The organism is Xanthomonas dyei (assembly GCF_002939865.1).
Taxonomy (GTDB): domain Bacteria; phylum Pseudomonadota; class Gammaproteobacteria; order Xanthomonadales; family Xanthomonadaceae; genus Xanthomonas; species Xanthomonas dyei.
Window position 1 is genome coordinate 1 of sequence record NZ_MDEE01000067.1, and the last position, 13,157, is coordinate 13,157.

Here is a 13,157-nt window from a genome sequence, read left to right on the forward strand (position 1 = left end):
CAGCGTGCGCGCGAAGGTGGAGCATCCATTCCGGGTGATCAAGCGCCAGTTCGGCTACACCAAGGTCCGCTATCGCGGCCTGGCCAAGAACATGGCACACGTGCTGACCTTGTTTGCGCTGTCAAACCTGTGGATGAAGCGAAAGCAGTTACTGCCTGCGATGGGGGGCGTGCGCCTGTGATCCGTGGAATTCCCACGGGAAGCGCCAGAAATGGCGAAACTCCGAAGATCCAAACGCGATTCTCCGGAACGATGCGGACATTCTGCCCTCTTAGGCCTCGTTGTTCAGACCTTCCCTAACAATTCGTCCAGGCCGACGCCGCTTCGCGGCTCGGCTTAACTCATGTGTTAGGCCGTAGCCCAAGCAAGCTACTGAACCGTGGCAAGCCGTTCGACTCGCACGCGTTGGCCGGCTGAAAAATGCTTGCAGTCGGCCCTGTTAGAAAGTTGAAACGCAATGAGGTCGAGACGTGGCGAGCCATCAGGATGAAGGGCTCTGGGTGGGAAGGTCAAAGATTGAATTGGCCGGCCGTCAATTGCGGAGTGCGGCCCGAGCTTCCAGCTTTTAGGAAGCGGTGTCAGGGCTACTCCGACAATTGCACGCGTCTTTGACGAAGGTAGATCAAGTACAAACTCCACCCGCATCTCAAACTGCAGAGATCCTTTCATGTGCTACCTAACGCCTGAGTCAAGCCGACCTGCGAAGCGGGTTCGGCTTTAATGACTTGTTAGTACCCTTACAGGCGGTCGATGGAGCTGACCAGAATTTCCGCAGGGGTGCCAGAAAGATGCCCGCAACCCCCAAAGCGCGGTTCTGGTGCATGGAGCGTACCTAAAACCGCTACGCGATGTCCGCGAAGTCTCTCCAAGCCCCTCTCATTAAGTTGCAAGCTGCCCGCGCCGGTACTAAGCCAAATGCTGGAACTGGCTTGGCCGAATGGCTCGATGTCGCGCCTCTCCACCTTCGGGTAGTGCCAGATGGCAACGTGCTCGAACTCAAAGTGGAGAATTCCATGGATCGTCACAGCCTTTCCGTCGAGATGGCCTAGCTTGTCCAACGCTTCGTTGACGGATAGCGAATCTTGCATAAGGCCTAACGCTTATTCGGCACCTCAAACCCCAGGCGGTCCACCTGTTCGCGCAGCTGCGGCACGCGCTTGATTTTGTCGGTGTAGATGGAATAGTCGTCGCGCATCTTATTGACCAGCGTGCGGTACTGCTCGCGGCTCATGTCCGGCTTGCGCGAGAAGATCCAGGCCAGGTCGCGGCCGGGGTAGGAAATCAGCATCCAGGAGCCATCCGGTGCGATTTCCAGGATGCGCTGCTTGGCCGGGATCACCTTGTAGAACCACACTCGCCAGTCGCGGTTGCCGCTTTCCGCATCCACCGACGCGCGCGCGCTCACTTCCTTTTCCGGCTCGCCGAAACCATCGCGATACAGATAGCGCACCGTCACTTTGCCGTCTTCGTCCAGGGTGTACTCGTCGCGGCTGGTCACGTGCCCGCGCTCGACCGGATTGGGCATGCGCGCAATCACGTACCAGGTGCCCATGATCTTGGACAGATCGATCGCCGGCTCGGCGGTGGATGTGTCCTTGGCGTGTGCCACAGGCAGGCCAAGGACGAGCAGAAAAGCGAGGGCGATCGTAACGGTCAGGCGCATCGCAACATCACAAAGGGGCAGTAGGAGCAGCACACTACCGCATGCAGGGGGCAAGTTCGCGTCAACGGCCGGGTCTGATGTCGGCGACAGGGTCATCGGCAGGAGATCGTTGCTGGCCGCAGGGCGACGGACGTTGGTCTGGCGCGGCCGGCGCGGCGCAAGGCGGTATTGCAGAGGGTTGAAAGCCGGCGCGGCTCACTCTCAGTCTTCGCTCCCAATCCCCGCCTCAAAGCACATCCCGCAGCGCCGGACCCCGCACGGCTCAACCTTTCGCCGGCCAGGTCGCAATCGGTGAGATGGACACAGGCAATTCTGCCGGCCTGTCCTGATTCCTTCTGCCACGGAGTGCCGCCATGTCGCATCGTCCTTCCTCTCGTTCCGAACGTCCCGATCCGCGGGTGCTGCGCCCGGTGCGGCAGATCGCCCTGGCCGGCCTTGCCCTGGTGCTGGTGTGGCCGGCGGCGCGCGGGTATAGCGAGTGGATCGGCTGGCTGCCGCTGTGGTTGGTGGGCATGCCGATGCTGGCCTGGTGGAGCCTGCACCGCTTCGCGCTGCCCACGCTGACCCGGCCGGGCGCGCGGCGGGCATTGTCGCGTCGGCGTGGTCCGCAGGCGCAGCGTCGGCGTGCCGCCGCACGGGCAACGACACCGGCACGGGCGGCCTGACCTTCGGCAGGGGAGGCCAGGCAAAGGGCTGTGTTAGGTTTTCCGGCATTGGTTTTTCCGGAAAAATACATGTCCAAGTTCGCCTCGATCTGCCTGGTCGCCGGCCTGATCACCGCTGGCGCCGTCTCTGCAGAGGAAACCGCTGTGTCCAACGACCCCCACGCCTGGCTGGAAGATGTCACCGGCGCCAAGCCGCTGGACTGGGTCAAGGCCCAGAACGCCAAGACCGAGGCGCGCCTGGCCACCACGCCGGCCTTCAAGCAGATGGAAACCAGCATCCGCGAGGTGCTGGACTCGGACGCCAAGATTCCCGGCGTGCAGAAGATCGGCGAGTTCTATTACAACTTCTGGAAGGACAAGCAGCACGAGCGCGGCCTGTGGCGGCGCACCACGCTGGACGAGTACCGCAAGGCCTCGCCCAAGTGGGAGACGGTGCTGGACCTGGATGCGCTCAACAAGGCCGAGGGCGAGAACTGGGTCTGGCACGGCGCCGACTGCCTGCGCCCGGACTACCAGCGCTGCCTGATCGCGCTGTCGCGCGGCGGCGCCGATGCCGACGTCACCCGCGAGTTCGATCTGGCCGGCAAGCAGTGGGTCAAGGACGGCTTCTTCCGTCCCGAGTCCAAGGGCGGGCTGGGCTGGATCGACCAGGACACCGTCTACGTCTTCACCGATTTCGGTGCCGGCAGCATGACCAGCTCCGGCTACCCGCGCATTGCCAAGCAGTGGAAGCGCGGCACCCCGCTCAGCGCCGCTGCGGTAGTCTACGAAGGCAAGCCGACCGATATGTACATCGCGGCGATGCACGATGACACCCCCGGGTTCGAGCGCGATTTCGTCAGCCGTACGCTGGCCTTCTACAACGACGAGCTGTATCTCAAGGGCGCCGACGGCAAGCTGGTCAAGGTGGATGTGCCCAACTCGGCCAGCAAGTCGGTCAAGCGGCAGTGGCTGACGTTGGAATTGCGCGAGCCGTGGACGGTAGGTGGCAAGACCTACACCGCCGGCTCGCTGCTGGCCACGCGCTTTGACGATTTCATGGCCGGCAAGCGCAGCTTCGATGTGCTGTTCGAACCAACCGACACTACCTCGCTGGCCGGCGTGGTGTGGACCAAGTCGCACCTGGTGTTGAACGTGCTGGAAGACGTCAAGAATCGGCTCAGCGTCATCACCCCGGCGCAAGACGGTTGGGAAAAGACTGCGTTTGTCGGTGCGCCGGCATTCGGCACGGTCGATGTCAGCGCCGTGGACAGCGACGACAGCGACGCACTATGGCTGACCGTCACCGATTACCTGACCCCCACCACCTTGGCCTGGGTCGAGGTGGGCAGCGCGCCGCAGCCGCTCAAGACCATGCCGGCGTTTTTCGATGCCGGCAAGGACAGCATCGAACAGTACTTTGTTATCAGCAAGGACGGCACCCGCGTGCCGTATTTCCTGGTGCGCCCCAAGAACCTCAAGCTCGATGGCAGCGCGCCGACGCTGCTGTATGGCTACGGCGGGTTTGAAATCTCGATGACGCCGAACTATTCCGGCGCCTTGGGCCGCGCCTGGCTGGACAAGGGCGGCGTCTACGTGGTGGCCAACATCCGTGGCGGTGGCGAATACGGCCCGCGCTGGCACCAGGCCGCGCTCAAGCAGAACCGCCACAAGGCTTACGAAGACATGGCCGCAGTGGCCAAGGATCTGGTCGCGCGCAAGATCACCTCCACCAAGCACCTGGGTGTGCAGGGCGGTAGTAACGGCGGCTTGATGACCGGCAACATGCTCACCCAGTATCCGGAGCTGTTCGGTGCGGTGGTGGTGCAGGTGCCGCTGCTGGACATGAAGCGCTATAGCCATCTGTTGGCGGGCGCCTCGTGGATGGCCGAATACGGCAACCCGGATACCGACGACTGGAAGTTCATCCAGACCTTCTCGCCGTATCACCTGTTCGACCCGAAGAAGACCTACCCGCCGGTGATCTTCCTGACCTCCACGCGCGACGACCGCGTGCACCCGGGCCATGCGCGCAAGATGGCGGCCAAGATGATCGAAGCCGGCAAGGACGTGACCTACTACGAGAACATCGAAGGCGGCCACGGCGGCGCAGCCAATAACGCGCAGGCGGCGCATATGTCGGCACTGGCGTATAGCTTCCTGTGGGAGCGCTTGGCCGATTGATCGGTTGGCATATGCTGCGTGATGCGCAGCGCGACACCAGGCCGCCGGCACGATGCAGCGGCCTGGTGGCGTTTGCGATCGAACGAACGTAAACGTGGACGACGCGGAGTGTGATCGATGTTGGGCGTGATGATGAGCTTGGCGGTCGGCGCGTGCGCGGCCGAGAATGCACGCTACGTGCTGCGCGACGATGCCGATGTGCAAGCCCACTTTGTGGCGGTTGCCAGCGGTCCGCACTGGCCGGCGCAGGTGGCCTTGCGGCTCCATTCGTCGCGCACCGGAGGGGACGCATGGTTTTTGCCCTGGAGCGGCGGCAGCGATGACAGCCAGCACCTGGCGTCCACCACCGATGTGACCGCGCCGGGTTGGCAGCCCCCGGATCCCGATGGCGGGCCGCGTGCTTTGGGCGATGTGGGCTACATCGGCACCGATGCGACCTATCGTGTCCTGAATGAGATTCCCCGCGCCGGCATGCCGGCGCCTGCGCATTTCCTGTTGCCCGACTTGCGTGAAGCGCTGTGGTACCGAGGGGCGCCAGGCCAGCGGCAAGCGATTGCACGGCAGTTCTTCGATCTGGACAGCTGCGCTACGCAGTAAGCCGGTGCGGCACGTTCGTGCCAAGTCTTCGCCGCTGAGATTGGCCGCGAGCGATATCAGAAAGGGGTGGAATGAAATTGGACGATCTGGGGCCGCGAATCTGCATTCTCGGACCGTCCAATAGCGGTAAATCGACCTTGGCACAGGCGATTGCGCGCAAGCGCGGATGCGTATGCGTGCATCTGGATCAGCTGCATCATTTCCCAAACACTGCCTGGCTACCTCGTCCCAGGCAGGACTTCTTCGCGCTTCACGATGCGGCCATTGCCGCAGCGCAGTGGGTGATGGATGGCAATTACCTGGGGTGCCTGTCGCAGCGTCTGGTGCGTGCAACGGGCGTTGTTCTATTGGACATCCCGATGACGACCAGCCTGGTGCGCTATCTGCGCCGAACCTGGTTCGAGCAGCACCGTTGCGGTGGCCTGGATGGCGCCAGGGAGCAGGTGAGGTGGGAGATGCTGCGCCACATCGCGGTTGTCGAGCGCAGAAAACGCAAAGACCTCGCGAGGGTGTTCGAGCGCAGCAGCTTGCCGAAGATCGCGTTACTGACGGTGCCGGCGATCGATCAGTTCTATCGCCTTGAAAATTTGTGCCGGCAAGGTCTACGCCAGTGATAGCGGTTCTCAGCGTAGCGTCTTACAAGGAGGCGATTGACCGCTAGGTCGCGCTCGCAACGCTTCCTGGATTGCAGTGCTCTTGGCGTCATGCAAGAGGCGTCTACAGACGATGTAACCCACGCGCAATACGCTCCACTGCCTGTTCCAGCCGCGGCAGGCTTTGGGTGTAGGCGATGCGCACGTGCTGGTTGGCGCGGTGGAAACCGAAATCGATGCCGGGGGTAAAGGCGACGTGCTCGGTTTCCAGGAAATGCGCGCAGAACGCTTGTGCGTTATCCGAAAACGCGCTGATATCGGCGTAGAGATAGAACGCGCCTTGCGGTTCGACGGCGATGTCGAAGCCAAGCTGGCGTAGCGCGGGCAGTAGATAATCGCGGCGTTGCTGGAACTGCGCGCGGCGCGCTTCAAAGATGGCGATGCTCTCTGGCGTGAAACACGCAAGCGCCGCGTGCTGCGCGATGGTCGAGGCGCTGATGTAGAGATTTTGCGCGAGTTTTTCCAGTTCGGGCACCGCGTCGGGCGGGGCGATCAGCCAGCCCAGGCGCCAGCCCGTCATGCCGAAGTACTTGGAAAAACTGTTCAAGACGAACGCATCGTCGTCGACTTCCAGCACGCTATGCGCGTCCAGGCCATAGGTCAGGCCGTGGTAGATCTCGTCCACCACCAGATGCCCGCCGCGCGCACGCAGGGTCTGCGATAACGCAGCCAGTTGCGCGCGCGATAGCACACTGCCGGTGGGGTTGGCCGGCGACGCTACGAGGGCGCCGACGCTGTCGGCGTTCCAGCACGCGTCCACCAGTGCCGGGGTCAGTTGATAGTCGGTGTCCGGCCCGACCGGCACCAGCTGTGCGGCCCCTTCGACCAGGCGCAGGAAGTGCCGGTTGCACGGATACCCCGGGTCGGCCAGCAGCCAGTGTTTGCCCGGGTCCACCAGCAGGCTGCTGGCCAACAGCAACGCGCCCGAGCCGCCGGGCGTGACCAGGATCCGCTCCGAGTCGACGCTGCGGCCATAGCGTTGCGCGTAAAACCCGGCAATCGCCTCGCGCAGTGCGGGCAGCCCGCGTGCGGCGGTGTAGCGGGTATGGCCGGCGGCCAATGCGGCCTGCCCGGCGGCCACGATCGGCGCGGCAGTGGTGAAATCGGGCTCGCCGATTTCCAGGTGGATCACATCGTGACCGGCCTGTTCGAGCGCATTGGCGCGGGCCAGCAGCGACATCACATGGAATGGCGCGATGTCCTGGCTGCGGCGGCTGTAGCCGGACGCGGGCGAAAGCAATGAGTCCATTACGAAGATGATAGACCAGCATGACCTCGGACACATGACGCCCGGCGGCGGGCTCTTCCACACTCGGTGGCTGGGATGGCATTGCGTTCATCCAACGGACCCCAATCTGATGAAGCCTGTCCTGACCTTGTTGATCGCCAGCCTGATGACCACATCCGCTCCCTCTTTTGCCGCTCTCCCGTCGCCGCCAGACGTCGCCAAGCACCCGCATGTGGTCAAGACGCCGTTTGGCGCCACCCGCAACGACGACTACTACTGGCTGCGCGACGACAAGCGCGAAGACAAGGCGATGCTGGCCTATCTCAAGGCCGAGAACGCCTACACCGACCAGGTGATGGCGCCGCTCAAGCCGTTGGAAGACACGCTCTACAACGAGATTGTGGGGCGCATCAAGCAGGACGATGCCAGCGTGCCGTATCGCAAACGCGGCTATTGGTATTACACCCGCTTCGAAGCCGGCAAGGATTACCCGATTCAGGCGCGTCGCAAGGGCAGCATGGAGGCGCCGGAAGAAATCCTGCTGGACGTGAACCAGATGGCGCAGGACAAGGGCTATTTCAACGTGGGCGAGGCGGAGGTCAGTCAGGACAACCGCATTCTTGCCTGGGCCGACGATGCCATCGGCCGCCGCCAATACACGATCCGCTTCAAGAACCTGGACACCGGCGAGATCTATCCGGACACCGTGGAAGGCGTGGCCCCGAATATGGTGTGGGCCGACGACAACAAGACCGTGTTCTACGTCGAAAACGATCCCGAAACGCTGCTCACCGTGCGCGTCAAAAAGCACGTGTTGGGCACTGCGTCCAAGGACGATGCGCTGGTCTATGAGGAAAAGGACGACAGCTTCTACATGGGCGTGGGGCGCACCCGCGACGACAAGTACATCACCATCGGCGTGGAAAGCACGGTGTCGTCGGAGATGCGTTATGCGCTGGCCGCCAAGCCGGACACCTTCGAGGTGCTGGCCAAGCGCGAGCGCGACGTGGAGTACAGCGCAGAACATTTCGACGGGCGTTGGGTGATCCGCACCAATGCCGATGGCGCCGAGAACTTCAAGCTGGTGACCGCGCCCACCGATGCCACCACGCGCAAGCAGTGGACCGACTGGGTGGCGCACGACGACAACGTCTACATCGAAAACTTCGAGCTGTTCGATGGGTTCACCGCCATCGAAGAACGTTCCGGCGGCCTGGAGCGCGTGCGTCTGCTCAAGCGCGATGGCAGCCACGAGTACGTCAAGGCCGACGAGCCGGCGTATTCGATGGGCTTGTCGACCAATCCCGAGCCGGACACCGCGTGGCTGCGTTACAGCTACACCTCGCTGACCACACCGGCCACCACCTACGAACTCAACACTCAGACCGGCGAGCGCAAGCTGCTCAAGCAGCAGCCGGTGATCGGGTACGAGGCGAGCAAGTATGTGACCGAACGTGTCTGGGTCACGGCCCGCGACGGCGTCAAGGTGCCGGTGTCGTTGGTCTACAAGAAAGGCTTCAAGAAGGACGGCACTGCCGCGTTGTTCCAGTACGCGTACGGCAGTTATGGGATGTCGATGGACCCGGCCTTCAATCTGTCGGCGATCAGCCTGATGGACCGTGGCGTGGTGTACGCCATCGCGCACATCCGCGGCGGCCAGGAAATGGGTCGCAAGTGGTACGACGACGGCAAGCTGCTGCACAAGAAAAACACCTTCAACGATTTCGTCGACGTCACCCGCGGCCTGGTCGCGCAGGGCTATGCCGCCAAAGACCGTGTTGCGGCGTCCGGCGGCAGCGCAGGTGGCTTGTTGATGGGCGCGGTGGCCAACATGGCGCCGCAGGACTATCGCGTACTGGTGGCGCAGGTGCCATTCGTCGATGTGGTCACCACCATGCTGGACGCCAGTATTCCGTTGACCACCAACGAATACGACGAGTGGGGCAACCCGGAAACCAAAGATTACTACGACTACATGCTGTCGTATTCGCCGTACGACAACGTGCGCAAGCAGGCCTACCCGGCGATGTTCGTCGGCACCGGTCTGTGGGATTCGCAGGTGCAGTATTGGGAGCCGGCCAAGTGGGTGGCCAAGCTGCGCGACGACAACACCGGCAAGGCCCCGATCGTGTTCCGTACCAACATGGAAGCTGGGCATGGCGGCAAGTCCGGCCGTTTCCGCCGGTACCGCGAGTTGGCGGAGTCGTACGCGTTTGTGCTGGATCAGCTGGGCGTCAAGTAGCTCAGGGGCGGGGATTGGGGAGTCGGGAGTTGGGATTGGTTAAAGCGGATGGCTGAGGGTTTGGTGCTTGGTGCAGTGCGTTGGGGTGGGGCGGTTGGTTTTCGCCCTCCGTACTGTGCTTCTGCCTTCTGCCTTCTGCCTTCTGCCTTCTGCCTTCTGCCTTCTGCCTTCCGCCTTCCGCCTTCCGCCTTCCGCCTTCCGCCGTTGCTTTCGCTTGGGTTGGTTGCTGTTGCTCTTGCTCCCTGATCGTTTGAAAGCAAGCTGAGCACCGCAGGCACGCTTGGCCGAACAGGCGGCCTTTCTGGGTGCAGCGAGTTTGGCGTCGTGCCTCGCCTGGCGCGGCTCCCGGGGAACGGTGCAGCTGTGTCACCGAGGCCTCTAACGCACCCGCAGTGCTGCACTAGCAACGCGCAGTCCAGACCACCTCACCCCGCTCTGGTCGTATCATTTGCGCATGACGCGACCGAACCGATTTCGCTGGGCCTGGTGGTTGCTGGCGTATGCCAGCCTGGCGACCGGCATTGTCGGAATCTTTGTGCCGGGGTTGCCGACCACCGTGTTCATCCTGATCTCGGCCTGGGCGGCGTCGCGCGGGTCCGAGCGCTTGCATGGGTGGCTGCTGTCGCATCCGCGCTTCGGGCCGGCGATCGTGGAGTGGCAGACCTATCGGGCGGTCAGTCGCAAGGCCAAGTGGATGGCGACGCTGACGATGACCGTCTGCGCCGGCATCATGCTGTGGTGCGTGCCGGTGTTCTGGGTGAAATCCCTGTCGATCGGCAGTATGGCGGTGGTGGCGATCTGGTTGTGGCTGCGTCCGGAGCCGCCGCCGCGCGCGCTGCAAGCGCCGCACTGAGCGCACGGCAGTCAGGCGGTTCTGGCTATACTTCGGCCCATGAGCATCATGTCCCGACCTTCCGTTCGTCTCGCACTGGTTGGTGCGACCTTTGTCCTGCTTGCCGCCTGCGGCAACAAGGGCCCGCTGGTGATGCCGCAGAAACCGGTGCCGGTGGAAGCCCAGCCCGTGCCGCAGCCGCCGGATGAGCCCACACCTGCGCCTGCGCCGGTGGAGACCGACATCAAGCCCGCATCCACTACCGACCAGCCCGCTAGCAGCGGCAATGAGCGCTGACGGTCGCAGCGAGCGTCTGCGTTTCACCAAAATGCATGGCGCCGGCAACGATTTCGTGGTGCTGGACCTGCGCGACGGTACGCCTCCACCGGACGCTGCGCTGGCCGCACGTCTGGCCGACCGGCACTTCGGGGTCGGCTGCGATCAGATCCTGACCATCGAGGCTCCGCGCAGCGAAGGCGCTGTGGCGGCCTATGGCATCTGGAATTCCGATGGCTCGGCCGCGCGTCAATGCGGCAACGGCGCACGCTGCGTCGCCGCCTGGCTGGTGCGCGACGGAACCGCGCAGGGCGAGCGCTTCATCATCGACAGCCCGGTCACCGCACATGCGGTGGAGCAGGTGGATGCAGGAACCTATTCGGTGGCCATGGGCGTGCCGCAATTCGAGCCCACGCAGATTCCGCTGGCCGGGTTCGCGCACGCGCGCGACGAATACGCACTGCCCGTGCATGGCGAGACGGTGCGCTTTGGCGCAGTGTCGATGGGCAACCCGCATGCCGTGCTGGAGGTGGGGCGTGTCGACGCCGCCCCGGTGGAGCGTGTAGGCACCTTGTTGCAGCAAAACGCCGTATTCCCCAATTCGGTCAATGTGGGGTTTGCGCAGGTCGTGGACCCCACGCATGTGCGTCTGCGCGTGTTCGAGCGCGGTGTCGGCGAAACGCTGGCCTGCGGTAGCGGTGCGTGCGCGGCGGCGGTGGTGCTGATGCAGCGCGGCCGTGTCGAGCGCGATGTACGCGTGTCGCTGCCCGGTGGCGAGCTGCGGATCCGCTGGCCCGGTGAGGCGCAGGAGGTGGTGATGTCCGGCCCGGCGGTGTTCGTCTTCGATGGAGAATGGAACTGATGAGCGACAACACGGACAAGTTCGGTGCCCACGAGGTCGCAACCTGGTTGCGTCGCCATCCCACCTTTCTCAAGCAATTCCCCGATCTGGCGGTGAGCCTGTTGGTGCCGCGCGACGACGGCCCTACCGCGTCGCTGGCGACCTATCAGCTGGAAGTATTGCGCGACAAGAACCGCGAGCTGTCGCGGCGCCTGCACGAGCTGGGCAGCAATGCGCATGTCAATGAACGGCTGGCGGTGCGCACCCATCAACTCACGCTGGCATTGATGCGCCAGACCACCGCTGCCGACACGCTCAAGGCGATGGCTGCCTCGTTGGCGGAAGATTTCAACGGAGAGCTGGTGCGGCTGGTATTGCTTGCACCGGTCGCCGGGCTGGAAGCCGACTGGCTGCAGGTGATTGCCGCCGACGATGCGCGCCTGGCACCGTTCCGCGATTGTTTGAGCGATGGCGAGCCGATCTGCGGCCGGCTGCAGGCTGAAAAACACGCGCTGCTATATGCCGATCAGGCCGACGTTGTGCAGTCGACGGCGTTGCTGCCATTGCCGGGGATTGGCTTGATTGCGGTCGGCAGCAGCGATGCCAACCGGTTTTATCCGGGCATGGGCACCTTGTTCCTGCGCATGATGGGCGAGTCGCTCGGCGTGGCGCTGCAGCGTTTCGCAGCGTGATGATGGCGGCGGGCCATGCCGTGCGCGGCCTGCTGCGCACCGCAGCGTGGGTGCCACCGCAGCAGGACAGCTGAGATGTCGTCGGTCGAAGGGTTCCTGGCGTATCTGCAGGTCGAACGTCAGGTGTCGGCGCACACGCTGGATGCGTATCGACGCGATCTTGCCGCGCTGCTGAGCTGGGCGGCCGAGCAGAAGGATGCTGCGGGTGTTGCGACTGCGCTGGATGTCGCACAGCTGGATAGCGCGCAGCTGCGCCAGTTTGTCGCGTCGGAACACCGGCGCGGGCTGTCTGCCAAGAGCCTGCAGCGGCGCTTGTCTGCATGCCGCAGCTATTACGCCTGGTTGCTCAAGCACGGCCGTATCGCGGCCAGCCCCGCGGCGGCGTTGCGTGCGCCCAAGGCGCCGCGCAAGCTGCCGCAGGTGCTCGATGCCGATGAGGCCGTGCGCCTGGTCGAGGTGCCGACCGATGCGCCGCTGGGGTTGCGCGATCGCGCATTGCTGGAACTGTTCTATTCTTCGGGGCTGCGCTTGAGCGAGCTCTGCGCGCTGCACTGGCGCGATCTGGATCTGGCCAGCGGCTTGGTGATGGTGCTGGGCAAGGGCGGCAAACAGCGTCTGGTGCCGGTGGGCTCGCATGCGATTGCAGCCTTGCGCGAATGGCAGCGCGACAGTGGCGGGCGTGCGGAAACGCATGTCTTCCCCGGCCGTACCGGCGGCGCGATTTCGCAGCGTGCGGTGCAGATCCGCATCAAGCAATTGGCCGTGCGCCAAGGCATGTTCAAGCACGTGCACCCGCACATGCTGCGGCACAGTTTTGCCAGCCATATCCTGGAATCGTCAGGCGACCTGCGCGGTGTGCAGGAGTTGCTCGGTCACTCGGACATCGCCACCACGCAGATCTACACGCACCTGGATTTCCAGCATCTGGCCAAGGTCTACGACGCTGCGCATCCGCGTGCAAAGCGCAAGAAGGCTGCCGAGTGAGCGTGTGTGTGAGCGATGTAATCAGCGTGATTGCATAAGTTTCTGACTGATGTAATCGAGGTATTGGTCCTGCTGGTCCAGCCATTGCAGCTGATAAAGCGAGTGCAGTGGAGTCCTTGCAGCTGGTAAAACCATTGCAGCTTATAAGGCCATTACAGCTGATAAGGTCATTGCAGTTGGTAAAGCCACTACAGTCGATAAAGCCAGTCCAGCGCTAAGGCGCTGGTTGCCTAGGGAAGGTCTGAACAACGAGGCCTAAGAGGGCAGAATGTCCGCATCGTTCCGGAGAATCGCGTTTGGATCTTCGGAGTTTCGCCATTT

General features: G+C 63.4%; 12 protein-coding genes and 1 pseudogene. 11 read left to right on the forward strand and 2 right to left on the reverse strand.

The genetic code is table 11. The features are described from left to right. Positions 1 to 181: transposase (locus tag XdyCFBP7245_RS22360; RefSeq protein ID WP_146091715.1), on the forward strand; the 181-nt coding region annotated here is incomplete at its 5' end. A 912-nt stretch (positions 182 to 1,093) separates the two neighbouring features. On the opposite strand, the gene XdyCFBP7245_RS22370 is transcribed toward XdyCFBP7245_RS22360, so the two are convergent. Next, a complete protein-coding gene (locus tag XdyCFBP7245_RS22370) occupies positions 1,094 to 1,663 on the reverse strand; it encodes a lipocalin family protein (protein WP_104617564.1) in 570 nt (189 codons plus the stop codon). A gap of 353 nt (positions 1,664 to 2,016) precedes the next feature. Here XdyCFBP7245_RS22370 and XdyCFBP7245_RS22375 point away from each other — a divergent pair, with 353 nt between their 5' ends. From XdyCFBP7245_RS22375 to XdyCFBP7245_RS24330, 4 genes and pseudogenes are all read left to right on the forward strand, one after another. Beyond that, complete coding sequence (locus XdyCFBP7245_RS22375; protein ID WP_104617565.1) at positions 2,017 to 2,328, forward strand: hypothetical protein; 312 nt, start codon at positions 2,017 to 2,019, stop codon at positions 2,326 to 2,328. A 69-nt stretch (positions 2,329 to 2,397) separates the two neighbouring features. After that, the gene (locus tag XdyCFBP7245_RS22380) at positions 2,398 to 4,491 is read left to right on the forward strand and encodes a prolyl oligopeptidase family serine peptidase (RefSeq protein ID WP_104617566.1); all 2,094 of its coding nucleotides are present in this window, start codon (positions 2,398 to 2,400) and stop codon (positions 4,489 to 4,491) included. Between the two features lie 117 nt (positions 4,492 to 4,608). Next, entirely contained in the window at positions 4,609 to 5,088 is a 480-nt protein-coding gene (locus tag XdyCFBP7245_RS22385) for a hypothetical protein (protein ID WP_244907895.1), read from the forward strand. A gap of 137 nt (positions 5,089 to 5,225) precedes the next feature. Next, a pseudogene (locus tag XdyCFBP7245_RS24330) lies at positions 5,226 to 5,501 on the forward strand (P-loop NTPase family protein); the annotation flags it as partial. Between the two features lie 304 nt (positions 5,502 to 5,805). Here the strand turns inward: XdyCFBP7245_RS24330 and XdyCFBP7245_RS22395 are convergent. Continuing rightward, a complete protein-coding gene (locus tag XdyCFBP7245_RS22395; RefSeq protein ID WP_104617568.1) occupies positions 5,806 to 6,990 on the reverse strand; it encodes a pyridoxal phosphate-dependent aminotransferase in 1,185 nt (394 codons plus the stop codon). A gap of 109 nt (positions 6,991 to 7,099) precedes the next feature. On the opposite strand from XdyCFBP7245_RS22395, the gene XdyCFBP7245_RS22400 reads away from it, so the two are divergent. The 6 genes from XdyCFBP7245_RS22400 (at position 7,100) to xerC (ending at position 12,836) form a co-directional block, all read left to right on the forward strand. Further along, on the forward strand, positions 7,100 to 9,211 hold the full coding sequence (locus tag XdyCFBP7245_RS22400; protein WP_104617569.1) for a S9 family peptidase: 2,112 nt from the start codon (positions 7,100 to 7,102) through the stop codon (positions 9,209 to 9,211). A gap of 454 nt (positions 9,212 to 9,665) precedes the next feature. After that, positions 9,666 to 10,064 carry a YbaN family protein gene (locus tag XdyCFBP7245_RS22405; RefSeq protein ID WP_104617570.1) on the forward strand — a complete coding sequence of 133 codons (399 nt, stop codon included), beginning with the start codon at positions 9,666 to 9,668 and terminating at the stop codon, positions 10,062 to 10,064. Between the two features lie 39 nt (positions 10,065 to 10,103). Continuing rightward, positions 10,104 to 10,340 (forward strand): LPS translocon maturation chaperone LptM, encoded by a 237-nt coding sequence (gene lptM / locus XdyCFBP7245_RS22410; protein WP_104617571.1) that lies wholly within the window; start codon positions 10,104 to 10,106, stop codon positions 10,338 to 10,340. Beyond that, the gene (dapF, locus tag XdyCFBP7245_RS22415) at positions 10,330 to 11,181 is read left to right on the forward strand and encodes a diaminopimelate epimerase (RefSeq protein WP_104617572.1); all 852 of its coding nucleotides are present in this window, start codon (positions 10,330 to 10,332) and stop codon (positions 11,179 to 11,181) included. Before lptM ends, dapF begins: the two co-directional genes overlap by 11 nt. Beyond that, entirely contained in the window at positions 11,181 to 11,852 is a 672-nt protein-coding gene (locus tag XdyCFBP7245_RS22420) for a DUF484 family protein (protein WP_170068756.1), read from the forward strand. The genes dapF and XdyCFBP7245_RS22420 overlap by 1 nt, the downstream gene beginning before the upstream one ends. A 75-nt stretch (positions 11,853 to 11,927) precedes the next feature. After that, on the forward strand, positions 11,928 to 12,836 hold the full coding sequence (gene xerC, locus XdyCFBP7245_RS22425; protein WP_104617574.1) for a tyrosine recombinase XerC: 909 nt from the start codon (positions 11,928 to 11,930) through the stop codon (positions 12,834 to 12,836). Positions 12,837 to 13,157: the final 321 nt, after the last annotated feature.

Excerpts from the sequence above, each read along its gene's own strand:
- XdyCFBP7245_RS22370 (WP_104617564.1), bottom strand. The coding sequence starts at position 1,663 with ATGCGCCTGACCGTTACGATCGCCCTCGCTTTTCTGCTCGTCCTTGGC.
- XdyCFBP7245_RS22375 (WP_104617565.1), top strand. The coding sequence starts at position 2,017 with ATGTCGCATCGTCCTTCCTCTCGTTCCGAACGTCCCGATCCGCGGGTG.
- XdyCFBP7245_RS22380 (WP_104617566.1), top strand. The coding sequence starts at position 2,398 with ATGTCCAAGTTCGCCTCGATCTGCCTGGTCGCCGGCCTGATCACCGCT.
- XdyCFBP7245_RS22385 (WP_244907895.1), top strand. The coding sequence starts at position 4,609 with ATGTTGGGCGTGATGATGAGCTTGGCGGTCGGCGCGTGCGCGGCCGAG.
- XdyCFBP7245_RS22395 (WP_104617568.1), bottom strand. The coding sequence starts at position 6,990 with ATGGACTCATTGCTTTCGCCCGCGTCCGGCTACAGCCGCCGCAGCCAG.
- XdyCFBP7245_RS22400 (WP_104617569.1), top strand. The coding sequence starts at position 7,100 with ATGAAGCCTGTCCTGACCTTGTTGATCGCCAGCCTGATGACCACATCC.
- XdyCFBP7245_RS22405 (WP_104617570.1), top strand. The coding sequence starts at position 9,666 with ATGACGCGACCGAACCGATTTCGCTGGGCCTGGTGGTTGCTGGCGTAT.
- lptM (WP_104617571.1), top strand. The coding sequence starts at position 10,104 with ATGAGCATCATGTCCCGACCTTCCGTTCGTCTCGCACTGGTTGGTGCG.
- dapF (WP_104617572.1), top strand. The coding sequence starts at position 10,330 with ATGAGCGCTGACGGTCGCAGCGAGCGTCTGCGTTTCACCAAAATGCAT.
- XdyCFBP7245_RS22420 (WP_170068756.1), top strand. The coding sequence starts at position 11,181 with ATGAGCGACAACACGGACAAGTTCGGTGCCCACGAGGTCGCAACCTGG.
- xerC (WP_104617574.1), top strand. The coding sequence starts at position 11,928 with ATGTCGTCGGTCGAAGGGTTCCTGGCGTATCTGCAGGTCGAACGTCAG.